General features: G+C 61.4%; 22 protein-coding genes. 6 read left to right on the top strand and 16 right to left on the bottom strand.

All coding sequences use genetic code 11. The features are described from left to right. Positions 1-56 precede the first annotated feature (56 nt). The 3 genes from V3587_RS27720 to V3587_RS27710 form a co-directional block, all read right to left on the bottom strand. Positions 57-395, bottom strand: a complete 339-nt coding sequence (locus tag V3587_RS27720; RefSeq protein WP_283377436.1) for a hypothetical protein — start codon at positions 393-395, stop codon at positions 57-59. 78 nt (positions 396-473) lie between these two features. Further along, complete coding sequence (locus tag V3587_RS27715) at positions 474-839, bottom strand: pyridoxamine 5'-phosphate oxidase family protein (RefSeq protein WP_283377437.1); 366 nt, start codon at positions 837-839, stop codon at positions 474-476. Positions 840-950: 111 nt separating this feature from the next. Next, positions 951-1772, bottom strand: a complete 822-nt coding sequence (locus V3587_RS27710) for a roadblock/LC7 domain-containing protein (protein WP_317829779.1) — start codon at positions 1770-1772, stop codon at positions 951-953. A gap of 251 nt (positions 1773-2023) precedes the next feature. On the opposite strand from V3587_RS27710, the gene V3587_RS27705 reads away from it, so the two are divergent. Further along, on the top strand, positions 2024-2494 hold the full coding sequence (locus V3587_RS27705; protein WP_283377438.1) for a hypothetical protein: 471 nt from the start codon (positions 2024-2026) through the stop codon (positions 2492-2494). A gap of 7 nt (positions 2495-2501) precedes the next feature. Here the strand turns inward: V3587_RS27705 and V3587_RS27700 are convergent, their stop codons facing one another. The 3 genes from V3587_RS27700 to V3587_RS27690 all read right to left on the bottom strand — a co-directional run bounded on the left by V3587_RS27700 (position 2502) and on the right by V3587_RS27690 (position 5707). Further along, positions 2502-3425 carry a DUF2797 domain-containing protein gene (locus V3587_RS27700; RefSeq protein ID WP_283377439.1) on the bottom strand — a complete coding sequence of 308 codons (924 nt, stop codon included), beginning with the start codon at positions 3423-3425 and terminating at the stop codon, positions 2502-2504. 63 nt (positions 3426-3488) lie between these two features. After that, positions 3489-4145, bottom strand: coding sequence for a DUF305 domain-containing protein (locus V3587_RS27695; protein ID WP_235171429.1), 657 nt, complete (start codon positions 4143-4145; stop codon positions 3489-3491). Beyond that, positions 4142-5707 (bottom strand): LVIVD repeat-containing protein, encoded by a 1566-nt coding sequence (locus V3587_RS27690; RefSeq protein WP_124568708.1) that lies wholly within the window; start codon positions 5705-5707, stop codon positions 4142-4144. The genes V3587_RS27695 and V3587_RS27690 overlap by 4 nt, the downstream gene beginning before the upstream one ends. Before the next feature lie 212 nt (positions 5708-5919). On the opposite strand from V3587_RS27690, the gene V3587_RS27685 reads away from it, so the two are divergent. Further along, positions 5920-6507: a TetR/AcrR family transcriptional regulator gene (locus V3587_RS27685; protein WP_283377440.1), complete on the top strand. Its 588-nt coding sequence runs from the start codon at positions 5920-5922 to the stop codon at positions 6505-6507. A 45-nt stretch (positions 6508-6552) separates the two neighbouring features. Further along, the gene (locus V3587_RS27680; protein WP_095971339.1) at positions 6553-7689 is read left to right on the top strand and encodes a GIY-YIG nuclease family protein; all 1137 of its coding nucleotides are present in this window, start codon (positions 6553-6555) and stop codon (positions 7687-7689) included. Positions 7690-7769: 80 nt separating this feature from the next. Here V3587_RS27680 and V3587_RS27675 read toward each other — a convergent pair whose 3' ends face one another. From V3587_RS27675 to V3587_RS27660, 4 genes are all read right to left on the bottom strand, one after another. Next, positions 7770-8987, bottom strand: a complete 1218-nt coding sequence (locus V3587_RS27675) for a Dyp-type peroxidase (protein ID WP_283377441.1) — start codon at positions 8985-8987, stop codon at positions 7770-7772. Continuing rightward, positions 8980-9480 carry a copper chaperone PCu(A)C gene (locus V3587_RS27670; protein ID WP_019747182.1) on the bottom strand — a complete coding sequence of 167 codons (501 nt, stop codon included), beginning with the start codon at positions 9478-9480 and terminating at the stop codon, positions 8980-8982. Before V3587_RS27670 ends, V3587_RS27675 begins: the two co-directional genes overlap by 8 nt. 24 nt (positions 9481-9504) lie before the next feature. Further along, positions 9505-10935, bottom strand: a complete 1431-nt coding sequence (locus V3587_RS27665) for a PepSY-associated TM helix domain-containing protein (protein WP_283377442.1) — start codon at positions 10933-10935, stop codon at positions 9505-9507. A gap of 108 nt (positions 10936-11043) precedes the next feature. After that, complete coding sequence (locus V3587_RS27660) at positions 11044-11574, bottom strand: hypothetical protein (RefSeq protein ID WP_029254615.1); 531 nt, start codon at positions 11572-11574, stop codon at positions 11044-11046. Positions 11575-11792: 218 nt separating this feature from the next. Here V3587_RS27660 and V3587_RS27655 point away from each other — a divergent pair, with 218 nt between their 5' ends. Together V3587_RS27655 and V3587_RS27650 are read left to right on the top strand one after the other, a co-directional pair. Further along, positions 11793-12500 carry a hypothetical protein gene (locus V3587_RS27655; RefSeq protein WP_283377443.1) on the top strand — a complete coding sequence of 236 codons (708 nt, stop codon included), beginning with the start codon at positions 11793-11795 and terminating at the stop codon, positions 12498-12500. A 309-nt stretch (positions 12501-12809) separates the two neighbouring features. Beyond that, a complete protein-coding gene (locus tag V3587_RS27650; protein ID WP_124568702.1) occupies positions 12810-13976 on the top strand; it encodes a MinD/ParA family ATP-binding protein in 1167 nt (388 codons plus the stop codon). A gap of 39 nt (positions 13977-14015) precedes the next feature. Here the strand turns inward: V3587_RS27650 and V3587_RS27645 are convergent, their stop codons facing one another. The 3 genes from V3587_RS27645 to V3587_RS27635 all read right to left on the bottom strand — a co-directional run bounded on the left by V3587_RS27645 (position 14016) and on the right by V3587_RS27635 (position 16615). Further along, positions 14016-15050: a baeRF2 domain-containing protein gene (locus tag V3587_RS27645; protein ID WP_124568701.1), complete on the bottom strand. Its 1035-nt coding sequence runs from the start codon at positions 15048-15050 to the stop codon at positions 14016-14018. A 201-nt stretch (positions 15051-15251) separates the two neighbouring features. Beyond that, on the bottom strand, positions 15252-16334 hold the full coding sequence (locus V3587_RS27640) for a M48 family metallopeptidase (RefSeq protein WP_095971333.1): 1083 nt from the start codon (positions 16332-16334) through the stop codon (positions 15252-15254). 77 nt (positions 16335-16411) lie between these two features. Next, positions 16412-16615, bottom strand: coding sequence for a hypothetical protein (locus V3587_RS27635; RefSeq protein WP_003945456.1), 204 nt, complete (start codon positions 16613-16615; stop codon positions 16412-16414). A gap of 145 nt (positions 16616-16760) precedes the next feature. Between V3587_RS27635 and V3587_RS27630 the strand changes: the two genes are divergently transcribed. Further along, the gene (locus tag V3587_RS27630) at positions 16761-16916 is read left to right on the top strand and encodes a DUF6131 family protein (RefSeq protein ID WP_095971469.1); all 156 of its coding nucleotides are present in this window, start codon (positions 16761-16763) and stop codon (positions 16914-16916) included. On the opposite strand, the gene V3587_RS27625 is transcribed toward V3587_RS27630, so the two are convergent. From V3587_RS27625 to V3587_RS27615, 3 genes are all read right to left on the bottom strand, one after another. Next, complete coding sequence (locus V3587_RS27625) at positions 16910-18088, bottom strand: carboxylate-amine ligase (protein ID WP_283377444.1); 1179 nt, start codon at positions 18086-18088, stop codon at positions 16910-16912. The genes V3587_RS27630 and V3587_RS27625 overlap by 7 nt on opposite strands. A 1165-nt stretch (positions 18089-19253) precedes the next feature. Further along, positions 19254-20507 carry a serine hydrolase gene (locus V3587_RS27620; protein ID WP_283377445.1) on the bottom strand — a complete coding sequence of 418 codons (1254 nt, stop codon included), beginning with the start codon at positions 20505-20507 and terminating at the stop codon, positions 19254-19256. 337 nt (positions 20508-20844) lie between these two features. Continuing rightward, the gene (locus V3587_RS27615) at positions 20845-21732 is read right to left on the bottom strand and encodes an SAM-dependent methyltransferase (protein ID WP_283377446.1); all 888 of its coding nucleotides are present in this window, start codon (positions 21730-21732) and stop codon (positions 20845-20847) included. Positions 21733-21817 lie beyond the last annotated feature (85 nt).

Here is a 21817-nt window from a genome sequence, read left to right as displayed (position 1 = left end):
AACTCACACCGTCGACATCGAACAATGGGGGCCTACCAGCAAGGTTTTGAGATATGTCAAAACTGCGTGCAGATAATGCGTGTGTCGCAGCCGTTGTGACCGAACTCGACGGTGACGTCGTCCGTCCAAGCGGTGCCGAACAGCGCGCGGTCGTATCCGGTCTTGGGTGCGCGTCCCTTGATCGGGATCTGCGCCAGTAGTTCAGCTGCAGCGGAAGACGGCGTCGAGGCTTCGGCCACCGCCGTCGTCGTGACACCGGATCCGATTCCTGAACCGAGAGAAGATGTTTCGGGCGCGTCGGCGTTGGAGTTCGCGCAACCTCCCAGCACGATCACGGCAGCAATGCCGATGGTGACGCCGGTGATGCCGTGCCTGTGATGTGCCGTGCGTGCCATGTGTGAGAGTCCATTTCTGCGAGAGATGAACTACAAGTATGTCATTCACGACATTTCGGGCCGAACCGGCACTGTCTGTCAGTCCGGTCGAAGGAGCCACCGCGTCACCGGGACCGAGACGAGAACCCGCGGGCCGTCGGGAGTCTCGTCCGCGGCATCCCAGCCGGCGTACTTCTCGCCGAAAAGTCTCAGGAGATCGCCGAACTCGCCGACGTCGTGATGAATTGTCCCGAGTCCCTGTGCGACCCACGGATCGCCGGCGGATCCGTCGACGGCCAACGAGACCCGAGGATCGTCCCGCAGGTTCCGAACCTTCCGATTCTGCTCTGCGCTCGGTATCCAGAATGTGTTCCGACGCAGTAAGAACCACACCGGAGTCGTGTGCGGCGAGCCGTCATCTCGGAGGGTGGTCAACCACACGCAAGGTGTATCCGCGATAGTCACGGTCCCAGTATCGGTGCCGGTGCGACGTTCACCAATCGACGGTTCTGAACGGACAAGGCCCGGTCCTCGCCGTTGGGTGAGGACCGGGCCTTCTCGGGTGGAGTGGACGCGTCAGATCTCGATCTTGGGGGTCTGCTCGCCCAGCTTGTGGCGGGCCAGCGCCAAGTTCGCACGTGCGCGGTCCAAAACGAGGTACACGAACAGTGTCGACAGTCCGGGCGTCTCGAGGACGCGAATGAGGTGGTACTGGTTGCTCAGAGTGATCAGGATGTCTTCCAGGGTGTCGGTAATCCCCAAGTTACTCATCGTGCGGAGCTTTGCTCGCACAACCTCGGAGTTACCGGCGCCGGCATATTCGAGGCTGAACGACGGGTTGCCGCTCATACCGAGAACCATCCCGCTGTCGGCGTCGACGACGGCTGCACCGCTGGCACCGTCGATGCGCATCAATTCGCCGAGGATTTTGTCGATGTTGCTCATTGCTTCTCCTTGGTAGGGCCGAGTCGCGCTGGGCGACTCCAGGTGATGCTTCGGTGGTGAAGTCATCGGTACATTTCGAGGCGGAATCGTCGGTTGCGGCGTCGGGGGTGGGCCGGGCGGCAACTGTTCAGCTGGTGAGATGTGCGGGTTCGTTCCGTTCGATGCAGATGAGCGGCCATACGACGACTCGAATTCGTCGATTCGGTCTGCGGGTAGCCAGCCGTCTCCGGAGGGCGCGTCGAGCGGCCATCCGGTGTCTGTCTCGTAGTCCGGTGTCGGCGAGTGGAGTTGCGGATAGACCGGTGCGGTCAGCGGCCGCTTGTACGGAACCCGCTGACTGCCCGCGTCGGCGAGGTTCGCGAACCAGGCAGCGTACCCGGGGTCGCTGCGATCGAGGTTCTGCCCGCGATCGTCGTCTTCCTCCCGGGAACCTCGTCGACGAAAAAGTCCCACTCGTTCCAGCCCCTTAAAAACGAACTATTTCCGATCAGAGCGTTCCGGATGAACGCGGCAGACCGGACAATCCCACCCATAGTTACTTTGCAGTTAAATCACGGTAGCATGGGTTGGTGGACGGGGCATACGGTCCAATCCTGCAGTCGGGCCGACGAGGCGCTCGGATTCGACGGGCCGCCCAGGCGATCCCGGCCGGTCGGCGACGCCGGTCGGTTCGAACGCCGGCTGCCCTCTGGCATCCTTGAAGGATGAAGAAAACGATCACCGGGTTCATCGGTGCCTGCTCGCTGGTGGCGCTGGTTGCCTGCGGTTCTGACGGAGACAAGCCGACCGAGGTCGGAACACTCACTTCCTCCGCTTCGGCGACCGCCACTGCGACGCCGACGACGTCATCCGCGGCTCCGGCGACGTCGCCGGAATCGACTACCGAGGCACCGCCCGTCGACTCGAGCGTCCCGGCCGAGGTCCCGTCGGACCCGAATGTGAGTTCGGCGCTGCCACGGACCTACGCGCAGGCGTGCTCCGACGTTCTCCGGTACCTCGACGCATACCAGCCGGCGATTGACGAGTCGGGCGAGGAAATGGGTATGACGCGTGAATCATTGGCAAACGACATGCTGACCTCCATCCAGGCCTATCCCGAATGGTCGAGCTTGTCTGCCGACGAGCAGTCCGAGGTCACTCGCGGATTCGCCGCAGCGACTGCGGGAAGCTGCTGACCAACATTCAGAACAACGATTCCTGAATCGCCACGCCTGGGGACTCGAACTCGCCGACGGTGATGGTTCGACCGACCAGTCCGGACACGTCCGCGACAAAGCGTGGTGATTCAGGATCGGGTTCGATCCGCATCGATGCGATCGAACCGGCAAGGCCCTCCAGATACAGGGAATGCTCCCCGGACTCGAAAGTGTGCGGATACGCGATCAATGGTGCGGCATCGAAGACCACGTCGGCGCATGCCGGCGCCCGCCATTCTTCGGGGGCCTCCAGGATCTCGATGCCGTCGATGTCCGATCCGATGTCCTTCAGCTCGTCGCTGATCGACGATACGAAGTGGTGCAACGACTTTCGGAGTTTTTCTCGATCAAGAGTTCCCGTCAACGCCTCGATCTTCCGAGACGTACGTATGGCCTGGCTCAAGTGGAACTCTTCCGACGCCCTGGCTTCGAGCGAACGGATGCTGTAACCGTCCGTCGACCGCGCGACGAACAACGCGCAGACCGCGCCCTGCTCGGCGACTCGCGGATGTTTGCGAAACTCGGACGCCGTCCCCACCTTCATCTGACCGCCGGCGAATACGTCCACGTAGAGCCATTGTGGTTGTGCGAGGTAGGTGCGCACGTTCGGATGAATGTGCGCCCCGCTGACGTGGGCCTGATGAACTGTGGTGAACCCCTCGCGATTTCGGCACCGGTCGCATTGGCGCCCGGCAACGACCGTGGCCTCGCGGTCACACGGCGAGTGCCCTCGACCTTCTGCGGTGAGATCTCGCCAGCCGAGGCAGCGGCGGCCCTTCTTCTCGTCGACGGAGAACCGAAGAACCGAGTCGTGAGTGTAGAAGGTCGTAGCGGAAGTGGTGTCGTCGACGCATCGGATCCGCGGTGCTGTCGGGTTCGACCATTCGATTCCGCGAACGAGCAGGGTCATTGAAGTGTCGATTCTTTCTGTAGTTCACAGGTCGACACCCATGGTAGTCAGTGCACATGCGGGTCAGTGCAGTGGTTGTGCCCCACGTTGTCCGAGCATCAGTGTCATCAACCCGGACTCCTGACTCTGCGTGTTGATCATGTCGCGGGCGGACTGTTTCACTGGCCCGCTCTCGAGCAGGGTATCGGCCACCTGTGCCATGGCGATCCCGCCACGGTGGTGGCGTTCCATCAGTTGAAGGAACAGCACCTCGGCGTCGAACCCGCGAGCGGCGCTCAGTTTCTCGAGTTCTTCCGTCGTAGCGATGCCCGGCATGGCGTCGGCCTCTGTTTCCGGCGTTGCCGGGTGATGATGAGAGTCGCCCGCACTGCTCGGTGACGCCTCCATCCACGCCATCGGCGTTCTACTGTTCGGCGGGACACCGGCCAACCGCAGCCAACCGAGCATGACACCGATTTCCGTTCGTTGAACATCGTCGATCTGTTGGGCCAGTCTCGTTACCGCCGGGTCCACATCAGGACTCAGACGCGCGAGAATGAAGAGTGCCTGTTGATGGTGGGCCGCCATGTCGTGTACGAATCCGATTTCGGTTTCGCTCAGAACAGCTGTCTGCGTGTGGTTCTCGGGTGCAAACAGGGGACGTAGTGCTGCGCCGAGTACGAGCAGCATCAGTGCCGCAGCTACGAGCGCGACGGCTTTGACCGATCGTGGCACCGTCATGATCCCACGGTCGTCTTCTGGTCGGCGGGTGGTGTGTAGACACCGTTTTCGAGTTGCATGGCAACAAAGCCGTTGTCGGCGCACGTCGCCCACAATGTGGTACCTCGCCATTCGGGTGGGGAGAAGCACCAATCGGTCGAGATGTCGCCGAGAGCGAGCATGCCCGACCGCGAACTCAGCGCTTGGCCGGGGTCGAACTGGCCCTGCGCGATCGACTGCGCGATTGCCGGGGTGCTGAGGATGGGTACCCCGATGAGCGACGCGAGAGCGTGCGGCGAGTTGGCGAGTTGGAGGTTGTCGCCGGTCCGAGCAGGTGGGTTGAAGTACGCAATTTCGTGGACATCGAAGGGATCTCGAATGTCGAAGACCCGAATTCCGCTCGAGATCCATCCGCATGCCAGCGCCGTCGGGTCGACCGGGCGATCGGCCGAACAGTAGTGAGATTCGTACGCGAACAGCGATCCGCCGGCAGCGGACGCCAGCGCAGCGTCTTGATTCTCCGGCAGATTGATCTCGAGCTTCACCGAATTGACGACCGACGGTTCGTCGTCATGGGAGACGTCGATCAATTTGACTCCGCCTGAACCGCCTTCGTCGACGGTGAACAGGTACGGCGAACCGTCGTACGTCACCGGAATGCTGTGCTGGGTGGCCCACCCGTCGGTCCACGAGAGCTGGGACAGTTGGCGCACCCGAGGGTTGGGGACGCGGCGCTGAACCTCACTGATGTCGAGAACATGTATTCCGCCGAGATTGTTCGACAGGTACATGCGGGTTCCGTCGGGACTGATTCCGAATCCGTGGGTCGACAACCCGATGAGGTCCTGCCAGATGACACGCGGGTTGGTGGGATCGGTGAGATCGACGGCGCTCACCACGCCGGGGGCGGTGCCGGAAGACCAGTAGGTGTTCCCGTCCGGTGAGAACCCACCCTCGTGATTGGTGATGGGCAGCAGCATTCCCAGATCGGTTCCCGGCCCGGGGTTGAGCAGTTTCGGGTGCGCGCAGTCGGATATGTCGTAGACCGACATCAGGCCGACGCCGGTCAAGAGCGGAACGCCCGTGCCCACCAGCAGCTTTCGCGTGGCGTTGACCTTGAGGCTCTCCCACGTTCCGGCCAGCATCGCCGGTTCGGTCAGAGTGGCGGTGAGTGCGGGGTTGGCAGGATCTGACACGTCGAGAACTTGGACGCCTTGCGCGGGGCCGAGGAGGTTCCCGGGGAAGAAGCTGCCGACGTACGAGCAGTGTTCGAAGTTGGTGGATGTGATCCCGCCACCGCGACCCGAGTAACCACCGATCTGAGACATGTTGCAGCTGTAACCATCCCGGCTGCGTCCGCTGTTTCGGTCCTCGGCCGGAACATCACCCTGCAACCCGGTCTCGGGCATCGAACCAGGCCCGCACTCCGCACGACTCGCCGCGTTCGAACCGACACCGGAGGTCTCGAGGATCGAGCCGGGGGCGGTGGCTGGTTCGGCAGCGGCAACACACACGGGAAGGATGGTGATCAAAGCGACGAGCGCGATGGCAGATCTGGTTCTGATGGTCGTGAACGATTTCATCGAGTCCAACTCCCGGTGCGGGATTGCCTTTCGTATCTCACGGGCAGACGTATCTCACGGGCAGACGTATCTCACGGGCAGACGTATCTCACGGACAGGCAGCACGGAGGGCAGGCGCGGGTTCGAGCGCTCACGACGGTCGGGTCGGGGTGTGAACCGGTGTCGGGCCGCAACCAACCGGACAATGCTGTCCGGTTGGTATCGTAGTGTGCGTGACATCGTCTGGCCGCGTCAATAGCGGATCTCTCAACAGAGGGCCGAGAGACGCGGCGCGCAATCGTGCGGCACTCATCTCAGCAGCTCGCGAGGTATTCGCCACCCAGGGTTTCGCTGCTCCGCTCAGCCTGATCGCCCGTACGGCCGGCGTCGGCCAGGGCAGCCTCTACCGGCACTTTGCCACTCGCGAAAGCCTGGCACTCGCAGTGTTCGACGAGAACATCGTCGAGTTGCAAGATCTGGCTGCCGATCCGGATTCGACTCTCGACGATCTTTTTCGTTTGTTGGTCGACCAGATCACCACCTCGATCGTGTTCGTGGAGGTCATCAAGCCCGTCTCCTTCGGCGATTCACGACTGAATTCGGCCGGCACCCGCCTGACCGATCTTCTCGAAGGTCGCCTCGACGAAGCGCGTCGAGCTGGGAAGATACGCGAGTCCGTCACTGCCGAGGACGTGATCCTGGCGATCGCCATGTTCGCCGCGATCATGGAACGGACCGCCGAGAGCTCACGAAAAGAAGTCGCGCACGCGGCCTGGAACCTACTTGTGCAGGGACTGGCCGGGCCGACAGCGGCGGGCTGAGTCGCGTTCGCCTCGCGTCTCGAAGTGATCGCCTAGGCTCGTGTCATGGCTATTGTCTGGACAGTTCCTCGCGCTATCGGCTCCACCCTGCTCGTTGCTCCGTTGATCAAGGAGTTCCTTGTCGAGGGTGACGGCACCCTCGATGCAAAACTGACTGCGGTCGGTACGGTCTCTGCATCTCTCGAGAAGCAAGTCGGCCGCACGTTCACCTCGATCAGCGCTGCCTCGGCGGCAATCTTTTCCGGTGCTGCCGGTTCTGCCAGCGTGCCCGACGCACTGCGTCTGGCCGTGATGCGCACTCTGTCCACCGAGGTCGTCGTCAGGAAGCCGGCTCCGCAGCCGTTCACCGAAAAGGTCGGGAAGCGGTTGGGGCAGTATGTCTTTGCGCTGCGTGACCCACGTAACGACCAGGTATTCCATGTCGGGCACGGCACGGGAAACCAGGTGTTCGCGCCGGTGTTCGAAGCGCTCGGTGAACTCGCGAATCTCGAAGGAGCGGACGGCCCGGCCGAGTCGAATGCTGCTGTGACGGCAGCCAAGATCGCTCGGATCCGTGAAATCTACGACGCAGGTTCGGCAGTGGAGCACTTCGTACTCCTCCGATCTGTTTCCGCCGCCACCGATTCGGCTGCCACTACCGGAGAGGTCGTCCGCGGCATCGTGGAAGCCTTGCGGATTACCGACGCGGGAGACGGCCTGACCAACCTCGCGGGCGATACCTCGGACAAGGACGCCCGTGCGACCCGCGTCGAGGAACTCGCGTTGCGATACTCGGCCGATCCCGCGCCGGAACTCCCGACGCCGAGCATCGTCCTCCACGTACCGGCCTCCGCCCGTCCGGGAGCAACGCCGGAAGAGATTTACGAACTCGCACGGGCCGAGTGGTCTGCCGGTGCGGCTGTCCGTGCCGAGATCGGCATTCCCGTTCTGGTCTTTGCCGACAGCATCATTCGTGGTGCCTTCCGCGCTCAGTCATGGGAGGTGTCCACCCGCAATGCCGACGGAAGCCAACTGTGGCGGTTCAACGGAACCGTCGACGACGAGCTTGCTGCCAAGTACGTCGGAACCGAGGTCACCCCGCACAACGTCGGCCTGAAGAAGTGGCCCGCCAGCGGTTGGGTCACGAGGTTGACTACCGCTCGTCCGGGTGCGGTTATGCCGGGGCCTCGTAAGTCCAAGTAACGCAAAAGCTTCAGGTAGAGGGCATTGTGGGGGCGGGATCCGTTCGGATCCCGCCCCCACAATATCGTTACCCAGTGTTGTCAGCCGAGCAAACCGCTTCCGAGGTAATCGTTCTCGGTGCACCCCGGCGGAATGAGATACACCGCAGAACCGATCGGCGTCGTCCACTCGTTGAGTGCGTCGAAGTCACTCAACCGCTGTTGGACCGGCAGATATTGCTCGGCGATGTCCCGTTGGAACGCGGCGAAGATCAACCCCGAGTTCGAGGTCTGCCCGCTCTCGGGTGCGTCGTCGTAGTTGTACGCCCGGCGGAAAAACTGCTCCTTCTCGTGCGTCTGATGGGCTCGCGCGATGTGTGATCCCGGAGGGATCACCGGAATACCGAACTTGTCCGTGAGAGTGAAGTCCGCTTCGTCGAATTCGTCGGTTCCGTTGAGCGGAGCGCCATTGGACAACGTGCGCCCCATGGTGAGTTCGCGTCCCGAGCGATCGAGTTCGTCCCAGGTATCCATTTCCATGCGAATGCGTCGTAGTACCAACGAGGTTCCGCCCGCGAGCCACGACTGCCCGGTCCCGTCGTGCCAGATCAGTGAATCGAAATCCACTGTTCCCGGAGCAGGATTGACCGTCCCGTCCACCTGGCCCATGAGATTACGCATCGTGGTTCCTTCGGGCGTGGTGCCACGTGCGTTCCGGAATCCTTTCTGCGTCCATCGGATTGTCGTCAGTGATCGGACGTTCTTGGTCAGCACTCGAACGGCGTGAGCAATGGTCACCGGATCGTCGCCGCAGATCTGCAGCAGCAGATCCGAGCCGCCCCATCGTTCGTCGAGTCGATCGATCGCGTAGCTCGGCAACGGCTCGAACCAATCCGGTTGACGTGACTGCAATCCCAGCTTGGTGAACAGGCCGGGGCCGTAACCGACGGTCACCGTCAGGCGCGCCGGATCCACGGCAAGTTCCCGTTCGGTGTCCGCCAACGCCGGACTGCCGGCGGTCAGCCGTGACGCATCCTCGGACCACATCTTCATGATCCCGACGACGACTGCTCGATCGGTTCCAGGCAAGAGGTCGAACCCGATGAACGTGCCGTGCGCTTGTGGAGTGGTGGCGATCCCAGCTTGGTGGACTCCGTAGAACGGTTCCACGAGCTTGCCTGCTTGCTGCTCGTGTTCGCTGCGCTCGACCACTGTGGTTGCGCCCCAGGTTATTCCCGCGACGCCGAGCGCGGCGGCGCCTCCTCCGAGAAGGCGCCGCCGGCTGAGAGCTCGGCTGGGCGGGTTCGTGTTCTCAGCCACCGTGATTCGGGTCGTAGTTCTCCTGATTACCGGAGAAGTCGCGAATCTGAGCTGTGAACGTGGTGCTGGAGCCGTCGTCGTAGATCAGGGTGAGATCGGTTTCGGCGCCCGGGAGCAGCGGCGCCGACAGGTCCATGAACATCAGGTGGTCACCGCCCGGGGTAAGGGAGGCGGAACCGTTGGCAGGGACCAGGAAACCGCCGTCCTTGGGGCGCATCGTCATCGTTCCGCCGTCGCCGGTCACGACCTCGTGCAATTCGAGTCGAGACGACGCGGGGCTGGTGGCCGAGACCACGCGTACGTCCTTGTCACTGGAGTTGACGAGTTCGGCGAACGCCGCACTCATGCCTTCCGGCGCGGCCTTGACCCATTGATCCTGAACTGTGATGGATTGTGCAGCTTCGGTTTCTTTGTCGGAGTTGGAAGAACAGCCGGTCAGCGCGAGAGCTGCGGTCAATGCAACAGCTGCGAATATCTTGGTGCGAACAGTCATGTGTGTCTCCGTAATTCGTGATTGTCAGGTAGTGGCGCGGCGTTTGAACGCCGCAATGCACACGTCGATCAGCAGGAATGCGAGCAGGCTGATGCCGAGTAGCGGAACGAACCAGCCGACCAGCGCCGTGATCGCGACGAGCGCAACGAGGCTGATCGGGGAGGGGTTGCGAATTCCGCCGCGGGCAGGAACCCGGCCGACTGCCCAGTCGGAGCCACGGGTGGGGCGTCGGCGCCACCACATGATGTAACCCCGAATGACCACGCTGACCAGCGCGAGCGCCAGTGCGGCGAGTGCGATCTGGTTGGCAAGGCCGAACAGCAGGCCCATGTGGAGTTGGATTCCCCAGGCCGAAAGTTTGGCTGCGAGTGGCCAATCCGAGAACCACAACTCGTCGGTGACCTTTTGTGTCGCTCCGTCGATGGCGATGGTGTTGTTGCTGTACACCCAGGGCTCACGAGTCTGGGCGACGGTGAACGCTGTCTCGGCATTGGCAGGTATCGATACTTCGACCGGACCGGTGATCCCGTTGTATCTGGCGATTCCGAGAACGGTGTCGACGCGTCCGACGTTGGTATCGGTCAGAGTGCCGGTGGCAGCGGGAGCCATGTCGTGGCCCTCGTGCCCGCCTGTCGCCGGTGGGGGAGCGTCGCCGAGAGTTTTCACGACGGAGGGCGTCGTCCAACTCAATGCAGTTCTCAGATTGCTGACGTTCTCTCCGGCGTAGGTCGACCACGTGAGGCCGGTCGCCGAGAGGAAGACCAATGCAACTGCTATCCAGATGCCGACGACACCGTGCCAGTTCAGGGTCCGGCTTCGTCCGGTGGACGCTCGGTCGATCGTGAGCAGACGAGCGTTCCTGGCGGTGCGGTATCGACGGAACCACAGGTAGACGCCACCGAGTGCGACCACCCACATCCACGACGCGGCCAATTCGCTGTAGAGGCGGCCGGGTTCGCCCAGATGAAGGTGGCGATGCAGCTGGGAGATCCAGGTGCGCAATGGCAGCGAACCACTGCTTCCGTACACGGCCAATTCGCCGACCGGCTGTGCGAGCACCGGATCGACGAAGACCGCGAGTCTCTCCGATTCGCCCAGTGACGGATCGGTGAACAGGACCCGTGTGGTGGTTCCGGCAGCAGGGGACGGACGTACTGCCGAGACCGTCAGGTCAGGTCGATACTGCTGAGCGGAACGGATCTGATCGTTCAGAGACGCGATCTGTCCGGTGGTGTCGGTCTGGAGGTAGTCGCTGTAGACGAACTTCTCGATGGTGGGCGCCATCGCGTAGAGGCCACCGCTCAACGCGGCGATGAGGATGAACGGCCCGATGAGAATGCCGGCGTAGAAATGCAGACGCAGTATCAGTGGTCTGGCGCCGCCAACCTGCGTCTTCGGGGGAGAACTGTCGTTGGACGCGCGCGTCTGTGCGCGCTCCAATTCGGGTGCGGACATGCGTGTACTCGATCCCGCCGTGCGCCTTTATTAACCGCGGGCGGTTAATAAAGGCGCACAGCAAAGTAGCGCACGAAATCACGTGCGTGAAAGGAAAGGGAAGGTGAGTTACACGAATGCCGGCGGGCCGCGAGTGCCCAACCCGGAAGTGAGAAGTTGACGCAGAACAACTTTGGCGCGGTATCGAGTGCGCGCAGTGAACGGCGATGGTTCAGGCGCCCACGGCCGTAGGAGCACCGCGACGATGGCCGCTACCGTCGACGCCGCCACGACGTACCCGCGTTCTGCGCCGCGGATCAGTACTGCGCACACTCCGACCGCAGCGATGTGCGCTGCAAGCATCGGAAGCGACAGGAGCAAGCCGTGTTGATGATCTGAAGCGATCGTCAATGTCGCGTGGCCGATGGCCTGACCCGCTGCGAGCATGAGGGCAAGCAAGAGCGCGGGGGATCTGCGGGTGTCGATGGACGTGACCACCGCGCCGACGCTCGCGCACGCGAGGATCAACAACACCACGGCGCTTTCGGACGGGGCCATGCCGCCGCCACCGAGGGCGTGGGCTGCGACCGACACCGCGCCGGAGGTGCCGCCCACAAAAGCGCCGCGCAGCTGCGCGACATCTTTCGGACCCGGCGTCATACGCGAAAGGATACAGGCGCCTACTACCGGGCTTAGTAGGTGATCGGTCGGGATCGTTGTGGTCGCCGACCGACGACCGTGCCAGAGGGCGATTTGTCCGATTCGCCAAACTTTGCCGAGGAGTGGACGAAACAAACATGACGGTCATTTTCCCGTGTTGACTTGGCTCTGGTCGCCGGCAACGGGTCGACGGCAGGGCAAACACATAGGAGAGTTTCATGAGGCGTCGATTCTTTGCGATATTCGCCCTGGTGGGTGCGTTCGGTCTCTTCCTGTCTTCGGTGGCCTCGGCGGACCCGGTCACACGCTCGGTGTCGGGAACCCTCGTCAACTCGTGCAGCGACTCTGGCGATCCGGTCGGGATATGGATGGTCGTATGGGACGGTTCGACGCAGATCTCGTCGGCCACTGTCGGGGCGGGTGGCGCGTACACGATCGCGAACGTTCCTCCGGGCAATTACACCGTCAGTCCCTACGCGCCCGCCGGATGTGGATCCGTACCCAACGGCACGCCGGTGGATCTGACGACATCCGACGCAACCGGGATCGACTTCGAGATGGTGAAAGTGTTCAGCATCTTCGGAACTGTCACCGGGTGTCCGGGCGTCGATGGAGTCGGTGCTTCCGACGTGACGTTGAATCTGCTCGATGCGGGCACACAAATCGCGACGACAATCACGGATGGATCCGGTGACTACTTCTTTCAGTACAAGCCGGCCAAGGATGGCTATTCCGTCGAAGTGATTCCCGGCAGCGGTTGCGGCGCCGATCCAACCGCAATTCCGGTGAATCTGAGTACGGCTGACGTCACCGGTGTCGACTTCGCGCTTACTGCCGACGGCTGCGATACGGGCAGTTCGCTCGGAAGTGTGGATCTGTCGACGATTTTCGGGAGCCTCGGGAGCTCGGAATTCTGCAGCAGCTGAACACATGTCCATGAAGGGAGGGAGGTCGCTTGCGCGATCACCCTCCCTTTTTTCGTTTGTTACCAAGGGATTTGCCCTGACATTGCGGAAGGCTGCTTTTGTCGGCAGATGAAGATATATGTGCCGCATATCCTTACGACGATCGTATTTGCTGAGAATGGCACCAGTGTGAGGACCAAAGTCATCGAAGTGCGGGTGTAACGGTCTGTTGTGCCGTGACGGTATTGAGCAGAGAACGGCAAGCCCGCCAGAGTGATAGCGTCCGAGAGGCTATGTCCGAAATGATTCCGAACTCGACCTAGGAAAACGGTGCGCAGCGATAACAACGGTTCGAATGGCGGAGTCTTGGGGAACAACTCCGGAACAACTCAGGGCGACGGCCTTTTCGACGCGTCCGACGACGGTTACGCAACGTCGATTCGAACCGTCACCTTCACACCGCAATTCGACGAACCCGCAGCAAAACCGTTGCCCAGTCAGCGGATGCGTCAGCAACGTCGTGAAGAGCCGACCGATTTTCGGACCTCGACGCCCAGGGCTATGACGTCCGTCGACGACCTGGACATCATCAAGCGAGCGAAGCGTCCGCCTGAACGCGGTTTGGGCAGTGTGTTGTTCAAACTCACCGGTGGGCGGATCAACACGGGGCAGTCTGCTGCCGAACTCGAGCACCAAGCTCTCGTGCGCCGTGCCAACCGCACGGTGCGCGGTGTGTACAAAATTGCCTTCATCTCGCTCAAGGGCGGTGTGGGAAAAACCACGGCGGCCAAGACCGTCGGTTCGACGTTCGCGTCGATCCGTGGGGATCGCATCGTGGCCATCGACGCCAACCCCGATCTGGGGACCCTGGCGGATCGCGAACGACGTGAACATCATCTGACCGTTCGTGATCTGTTGGCCGACGGCGACATTCGCACGTACAGCGATGTTCGCTACTACACGTCTCAAGGCGACAGCCGGCTCGAAATCCTTGCGAGTGAAGCAGATCCGGAAACCTCGGAGTCGTTCAACGAACAGGACTACCTCGATACTCTGCGAATTCTCGAGGTGCATTACAACATCGTCATCACCGACTGCGGCACAGGGATCATGCACTCGGCCATGTACGGAATCCTCGACGAAGCAGATGCGTTGGTTGTCGTCAGCCCGACGGCACAGGACGGTGCCCGTAGCGCTGCTGCAACGCTCAGTTGGCTGACCAAGCATGGCTACGCAGACCTGGTGAGCAGGTCGGTCGTGGCGATCAATTCGACGAGGCCGGGTTCGTCTTCGCTCGACCTCGATCAACTCGAAGACGTTTTCGCTCAGCGGGGAGTGCGCGCGGTCAAGACCTTGCCCTACGACGATCACCTCGGCGAGGGCGGTCCGATCGACTTGAAATTGCTGAACAAGCGCACTGCGCGGGCATATCTGGAACTTGTCGCAGCAATTGCCGACGGATTTCCGGACTCGGTGGGCAAGCACGCCTCTCGCTGAAGGTGCTCACCCACCGAATCCGATCAGGCTGCCTGATGTTCAGGGATGCCGGAGGATCGCGCCGTATCCGTCGGCGAGAACCAGGCGTTCGTCAATCTGTACCAGTTCGGTTCCGGTCCCGATTGCGATGTAGGGGAGTACGCGATCGGCGGGCCCGATCAACTTTCCGCTGGTGACTTCCTTGTCGTCGGGATCGGTGAGCAACAGTGTCTCGACCTTGCCCTGTTCGAGAGCGTCGAGGACGCGCGCGGTCCCGTCGATGGAGAGACCGGAGTCCCGTCCCTGCTCTGCGACGTAGCGTTCGGTTTCCGAGTCCATCCTGCGCAGCCGCTGCGTATCGATCAGTTCACGAATCGACTTGGACACCTCAGCAGGTGACGAACCCACTGAACGTGAACCCTTTTCGACATCCACCACTCGTAGCGTCGACGGTAGGAGCTGTGCAAAAGCTTTGCGTGACTGTACTTCTCCGATCACGACCACCAGCGCGACCTTGTGTTCGCGGGCGAGCGATGCCGCGCGCTCCACAGCCTGTGCCAGGTTCTTCCGGATGTTCTCCTCCACGAGGCTTTGACTGTCGGTGTACCGCTCCTGGCCGCCCACGTGCGCCTTGTGTACCGGGAAGCCGTCGCCGTCGACCGATTCGCCGTACACGTCACGCCCGCGGGCATCGCGCACGCACAGGTCCGCGCCGGTGTGGTCGACCTTGGCGATGAGGAAGGGCTCGGTGTCGTATCCGTGTGCGATCAGTGGAATCAAGTAGGGCAGCTCGCCCAAGGTTGCGATGGTCGATCCGGCGGGTTCGAGCAGAATATCGTCGATCAGCACTGCTTCGGGTGTGGCAACTATCGCTCGCCCAGCGCGTCCCGAGATTCCGTGATGGTTGTCCTTCACCTCGTCCAGTCGTGCGATGAGCGTTTCGGACGCGCCCTGTTTCGAGAGTTGATTGCGCATCGAGCGCCATTCGAGTTCGAAGCGCTCGCGCGCATCCTCCCGGTTGCGGACGTCTTCGAAGTACACGGAGGCAAACGGGCCGTCACTCGAACCGACCTTCTTCAGTCGCCCAGCATGCATGTCGGCTCCCTTCTGTAGTGGTCCTATGCCGCGTACCCGACAACCGGGTATTCGACACGACCGCTTTCAGTTCGCACGTTTGTTCGACTGCTGGTACTGTCTGTGAACGTGAGGGTGGTGCAGAGGGAAGCCTGCATCACTCTCACGCCAAGAGCCCGGGACCTGCCGCCGACTGCCTTCGGTGGCAGGTCCCGATTCTGCTCACTCGGCGTCGTCGGTGCCCTTCGTTCTGTCGGAACTCTTGCGCCAGTGAGTAAATCGTTCCTTGATATCCGACGCGACGTCGCCGACGCCGTTTCCGACGGCGCCGACCGCGCCGCCCAGTCCGCTGCCGATCTCGCGCACCATTCGGATCAGAGGGTCCTCTGACTCGTCGAAGTTCTGCTTGTAGGTCTTGGCTGCATTCTTGAACTCGTCGCTGATCTTCGCTCCGTCGTCCTCTCCTCGCCGCGGGTAGTTTCCGCGCAGGATCGCGGCATAGTCTCCGCTGTCCACCCATTTCTTGAGTTCTGCGGCGCGAAGTACCGAGAACGGATGCGAGAGCAGTTCGATGTTGAGGAGCTTGAGTACGCCGTCCCGGAGGTCGCCGCTGGCGTCGTACTCGGCAGCCTGGGCAAGGAATGCGTCGATGTCGATTTCACTGACTCGCGATCCGCCCGCCAATTTCATCTGGACGCGAATCGCGGTGTGGACGTCCTGCCCGCACAGCAATCCGGCGCGATCGCCGGACAGTTCGGATTTGCGCTGCCATTCCATGAGGGCGGCGATGATCGCGCGCAGTGCCCACCCGCCGACGGGTAACCAACCGATGGTTCCGGCCAGTCGCATCAAATGCATCAGGATGGTGCGGTAGACCGCATGGCCGGACAGCGCATGGCCGAGTTCGTGGCCGATGATGAACCGCTGCTCCTCGTAGTTCATCACGTCCAGCAGGCCGGTCGTGACCACCATGAACGGCTTGTCCATACCGATGGTGAAGGCGTTGACCATCGGGGTTTGGAGGACGAACAACTCTGGTGTCTCGTCGGCCTGCAGAATGTCGACGCAATCGCGTCGCAGATCGTTCAGGTCGCTGAACTGGCGTTCGTCGACCCGCACGGATGTAGCGAGATACATGAGGCGATGCTGGCGTTCCTGGAGTAAGCCGGACAGCGTCCGCAGCACGGTGTCGAACCCCCGAAGCGTCCGGAGGGTCACCAATGCAGCCCGATCGGCAGGGTGTTCCCACGCACGCGAGCTGATGTCCGGGAACTCGATTCGGGTGCGATCTGGCGCAGTGGTCATGGTGGCCCCTCACTTCGATGTGTGTCGACTCACCTCCAGGGTAACGACTAGTCGGTTTAGCGCTGCATATCGGCAGTTCACTCGGTCGGTTGAGGAAGCGTGCAGTCCGTAACTTTGGGATTGACGCCGAAGTAGTTCAGCGGACCCGCGATGACGGTGAGCGCGATGGTCCCGACGCCGGCACAGTTGGTCGGCGAACTGCTGTAGTAACCGCGCTGGCCGGCCGCAACGGCTCCGACGATCAGCCAGATCAGAACGATCAGAGTCACAATTCTCATCATGGCGTGCTCGATTCTTCAAATATTATGGTGCCCAGCGAAATACCCGGTCAGCGAGGGTATGAAACGCACGGCCGACGGGTATCCGGGGTGTATGCGGCTCGAGGCGGGCGTATCCGCCCGAGTGAACGCACTGAAGGAGCTTGTCATGATCATCCTCGGCGTAATCCTGCTGATAATCGGTTTCGTGGTGAACATTCCGATCCTGTGGACGATTGGTGTCGTCTTGCTGGTGATCGGAATCATCCTGTACGCGTTGGGCGCGGCCGGGCACGCTGTCGGCGGTCGGCGGCATTACTACTGATCGGGAGCCGGTCCCGCATGCGTATCCATGCGTGCCGGCTCGATCGGGGTGGTGCGTTGAACGGCACGTGCGATCAGTTCCCGAAGGCAGACCTGGCGAAGCGTTCGCTGTTGCCAGTCGCTGCCGCTGCCGGTGACCGACTTGTTCCGCAGCGCCGACTCCACACTCGCGTACTCGCCTGTCTCGTCGAGTGAGTCGCGGACATGGATCAGGAGTCGGCGCAACAGTTCGGTGGCCGAAATTCTTTGTGTGGTAACAGGATCGATCGACGTTCCCAGGACCCCTTCCTTCGCGGACACCCAGGTTGCGAGACGAAGGTTCTCGAGGGAAATGTTCGGAGCCTCGATGCCCCGGTCTATCGCGCCTAACGCAGTTGCCACCAGAGCCCGTCCAAGTGTTGCCAGTAGCGCTGCATCGTCTGCTGTCGGTTGAACGTCGCAAACCCGGATCTCGACGGTCGGTAGATGGCACGACGGACGGACGTCCCAGTAGGCCATCCGCTCGTCGAGCATCACACCGCAATCCACCATCCGCGCTACCACGGTGTCGAAGTCTGCAGCGCTCTCGAAGTACGGCGGCGGCCCGGCGACGGGCCACCTGGACCATTGGATCGCCCGCCAACTCGCGAACTCTGTGTCGGATCCTTGGTGGACACGGGAATTGGCGCTCAGAGCAAGCAAGGCGGGCAGCCAGATGCGCACGTGATTGCAGACCTGCACGGCTTCGGCTCGATCAGCGACGCCAACATGGATGTGGCAACCACAGATGCTCTGTTCGGCAGCGAGGGCGCCGAAGCGCTCACCCATCTGTCGGTAACGAGGCGCATCGCTAATCTCGAAACGCGAAGGCCCGGAAAGCGGTGCGCCGACGGCCAAAAGCCTGCAGCCCTTCAACTCGGCCGCTTTCGCTGCGCGCCGACGCATGTCGATCAAATGGGTTCGGAGTTCGCCGATGCTCTGGCACACCGGAGAGTTGGTCTCGACCTGGCACCGGGACAATTCGAGCTGAAGATCCATACCGAGTGCCGACGCGGTTTCCGCGACCGCGGCATTGTCGGTGGAGGGCAACCACGATGTCGGGTCGACGAGGATGAATTCTTCTTCGACGCCGACGGTCGGGGTCGTCGATTCGTAGCGGCCAGCGGTGGATCCGGTCGAGCTGGTGGCGCTCATGCTCGCGTCTACCCGGTCGGTCGACGGAGGAAACCGACACGAGGAAGCCCCGTTCTCGTCGGGAGAACGGGGCCTGTGGTCGGTCTTGCCAACATCTCGTAAGCGTCAACGAGCCCTTGCACACCGTGTGAATCTGGGGACTGGCGTGCCTGGGAAAACGTACTGTGTCGGACTCGGAAAAACGAGACCTCCTGGCATGTTTCACCCCCTATTTCACCCTCGTGTGAGCCTGCCCGCCCGCACGTCGTCGAGTCGCGGATCGTGCCTGTCGGAGTGCGGTGGGGCTGTCTCGGTTTTATCCGTGGAGTCCGCATTTATCACGCCGATCCCGGAGAAATGTGAACCCATCTAAACTAACGTCCAACATTCAGATGTGAGGTTTCGGTGAGAGTGGCCACTCGGAGCGGCAGTGGATATGTGACCAGTTAATCCCGTGCACAGTATCCGGTAAAGTTATCGGACTTTTGGACTGGTATTGCGTTTCATCAGCGGAAATATGCAGTGGTTATGGGTGAACGTCAGAATTTGGGAGAAAGTGCCTGGGATCGTGTTGCTACCGGTTCGTTATCGCAGTCGAATGTCCACTATGTATGTGGGTGGCGCCTCTTTGAGGCTGGCAAAACTGCGTGTCAACAGTGTGGAAACTTCGCCAACCTCGCCGTCTTCGATGAAGAGTTTCGCCAGGGATATCTATCGGAATCGACGCGCCCGGAAATTTTTCTCAAGATTTACCCATCGGTTAATTGGGGAAGTTTCTCGGGTTCCAAAGACTGGAAATACTGCGGGTGGAAGCAGTTATTTGTGGCAATTTGCTCGTATCTTGCTGTGCGGAGTTTTGTGGCAGAAGTGCTGCGTGGTCGAGAAATAATCCCATTGATGCTTTACATTGGGAATTGCAAGATGCACGTTTCATCCTCAGTGTTAAACGAAAGGACGAACGCAATGGGTAGCTTGGAAGATTTCGACATCGCGGCACTTCTCCAGAAGGTCATCGCATTCTTCGACGGATTCTCGTCGGACGAGACTGAGCCGACGGGCTAAGACGCCGACGGGCTAAGACTTACCGAAGCCGCTGCGCATCCGGATGTCACCGGATGCGCAGCGGTCTTTGTTCCGCTGCAAGCCACGCTGGGAACTTCCGCGAAATCTCGACCTCAATCGGTTCCTAGCTGGTCGCGTCTTTCTGGACCAAGAGCATCGCGTCGTCGACCGGATCGAAGTACAGAGCCGGGTCGGCAACCAGTGCAGCCTCGTCACTATGAGTTTGCATGGTGACAACCCAGGCGCGATCCGCGTGTTCGGCATAGTAGGCACCTGCAAGGACGCCGATGGAGCTGCCGCCCTTGAATCCGCCGTAGGTGAACCATTTCGCGGATTCCTCACTGAGCGCTGGATCCTCGGCCAGTATGTCTCGAACCGGTGCGCCGGTCTCGGTCTTCGCCATCTGTTGTAACGAGACCAGCGCGGCACGCAGGTCCGCCGGCGAGGCGAACCAGTCGATGTCGAAAGGCCATGCGGGGGTGGTGAATGCTGACACAGGAATGTCCACCAGGCCGCCGGGTAGTGCCGCCAGTATTGCTCGACGCTCGTCCGGGGTTCCGTCGCGCCAGGCGACACGTTGTGCGCCATCGTTGCCCCAGCCGAGTTGGAACAGTGCGCGGGTCGGCTTCAGCGGAATATTGAGCGAAGGATCCGCCATGCCCATCGGGGTGAACTCGGCTTCGACCTGCTCGCGCCCGACAGCAGCGATCAGCATGTCGGTGGCGGTGTTGTCGCTGATCGAGATCATCTTGCCGGCGGTTTCCCGGACCGTGACTTCGGTTCCGGACGGCAGGTCCTGCATGGTCCCGCCTGGCATCGACTTGAGGTCGTCGGTGACGGTGAGCTTCTGATCCCAGGAGAGTGTCCCGTTCTCGACAGCCGTCGCAACTGCGCCGAGAACGTACAGCTTGATCGTTGACCCTGTGGGCTGCGGTGAGGTGTCGCCGACGCCGAAGACCTCGGCGTTCTTTCCGCCGGTGACTTCGGTGACGGTCAAGTTCGTCGGCGCGGGAAGTGCTTTGACAGCTGTTTCGAGCTCTTGCCACGATGCGGCAGGCACATGATCGTCTTTGGCCGGTGTGATCGCCATTCCAAGGACCAATCCGTTGCCGTCGACGACGACGTTGATGTCGAACGCGCCGCCGGTGGCACTGGTGATGGAAACGGTGCCGTCGGTATCACCTCCCGTGTAATTCACTGGTGTCCAGGGCTGTCCGGCTCGGATGGAGTCGAAGTCCGGAGGCGTCAGGACGACGGGTGCGGTGGGTCCGAAGTGCTCGGCGATTTCTTCCTGGGTCAATGGCGTGCTCGTGTTGAAAGCACCGAGAAGCCAGGTGATCTGCTTGCCGACGGAGCTGTCGGGGATCGTGACTGTCACAGGTGTATCGGAGGCGGAGCTCGTTGTGCTGTTCTCAGAGGTTTGTGCAGAATCGGACCCGGAGGTACATGCAGCGAGGGCGAATACCGCTGCGGAGGCAAGTGCCACCAGCGTGAGCGGGCGACCCTTCCTGCGTGCGTGTTCGAGTTTCATGGATTCACTTCATCAGCGTTCTCTTCGGCGCGCGTCCGTCTGAGGTGTGGACATGCTCAGCCTGAAGTACTGAATCGGTTCATCCTCGAGTACCGTCAACTCCTTGTGGTGGTGACGCGCATGTTGAAGCTGGACAATAGGGAGAAATGCTGCGCCCGAGTAACTTTCGTGATGACTGCGAGATTCAGTTCTTGGTTGCGGCCAGGAAAGTGGGCTGCGTCGACAGTGCGGCGATCTCTTCGGGGAGATCAGGAATCGGGCGATCATACAGATCTGCCAACTCGACCGAGTTGAAGCGTCGGACGGTCCAATTGTGTTCAGTCAACCACTGACCCGGATCGGATCGTTTGTCGCTGTAGAACAGTTGCGAAATGTCCAGGTCTCCGAACGGACTCTGGGCAAAGTACTTGGATCTGATGGCCGCCAGCTTCTTCGGGTCCGTACCGGCCGGAAAGTCGTTCACTGCCAACCGACTACCGGTCGCCGAGAGTTCGTCGATCCGCTCGAACAATGCATCGTGGGCAGCGCCGGGGAGGTACGCGAGCAGGCCTTCTGCCGACCAGGCAGTGGGGTCGTTCCGATCGAAACCAGCGCTCTCGAGCGCAGTCGGCCAATCGTTGCGCAGATCGGTAGGAACTGTGCGTCGATCGATTTTCGGCTGGGCGTCGCGCGCAGTGAGCACTTCGGCTTTGAACTCCAGCACCTTTGGTTGATCTACTTCGAAGACTGTCGATCCTGGGGTCCAGTCCAGTCGATAGGCGCGCGAATCCAACCCTGCCGCAACGATTACCGCCTGCTTGATTCCGGATTCGGTTGACGACAAGAAGAATTCGTCGAAGAACCGGGTTCGCAACCCCATGAAACCGCCGAAGGGGGTGTCGTCGAGGAGCGCGGGATCTTTCAGAAGAGCTGTGAAATGCGGCTCCGCTGCGGCTTCCACGAACCACGATGCGAATTGGTCCTCGATGATCGCGTCCGTGCGGGTGCTTTCCAATGCGCGGAACGTCGCCACTGCCAGCGCAGTGAGTCCGACACTACTGACGATGTCCCAGGTGTCTCCATCGCTCCGCATTGCCTGGGTGTCCTTCCGCTCTGGGTGACTGAGCCGAACTCTCTCGACTTTACGCCCGAGCGATCGCTTGCCGCCTGGAACGGAA

Origin of the sequence: Rhodococcus sp. IEGM 1306 (genome assembly GCF_036541985.1) — a bacterium.
In the GTDB taxonomy this organism is placed as follows: domain Bacteria; phylum Actinomycetota; class Actinomycetes; order Mycobacteriales; family Mycobacteriaceae; genus Rhodococcus_F; species Rhodococcus_F qingshengii.
This window is presented reverse-complemented; position numbering and strand designations above follow the sequence as displayed.